The organism is Pusillimonas sp. T2, assembly GCF_002236805.1.
GTDB lineage: Bacteria > Pseudomonadota > Gammaproteobacteria > Burkholderiales > Burkholderiaceae_B > Neopusillimonas.
This window is the reverse complement of record NZ_NIQA01000050.1, coordinates 1-343: the sequence shown is the minus strand read 5'-3', so window position 1 is coordinate 343 and position 343 is coordinate 1. Positions and strand designations below refer to the sequence as shown.

Here is a 343-nt window from a genome sequence, read left to right as displayed (position 1 = left end):
TTGCCAATCCGGAGTTTGGGTTGTTATTGGCGAAGGGTTAGGATACAAACAATCATGGCAGAACGTAAGCAATAGTCGTGCACTCGGTTCAACATACACGAATATCACTGGCAAACCGATCTCAGTACTCGTCTATACATTATGCTCAAGTGGAGGCGGTGCCTACTTGTATGTTAATGACCTCAATATCCTTATGATGAACAATTTCAATACGATGAGCGGTTACAGTGCTTATGTGACAGGCATTGTCCCTGCAGGTCAAACCTATAGGGTTTCCGCAGGGACTGGGGCTTGTACGAAGACTTGGTACGAGCTGACCTGAGAAGGCTATTTTGCCAATCCG

The 343-nt window shown here is 46.1% G+C and carries 1 pseudogene; it reads left to right on the top strand.

Annotation, left to right across the window (positions count from 1 at the left end):
- Positions 1-322, top strand: a pseudogene (locus tag PuT2_RS16000) (hypothetical protein); the annotation flags it as partial.
- Positions 323-343: the final 21 nt, after the last annotated feature.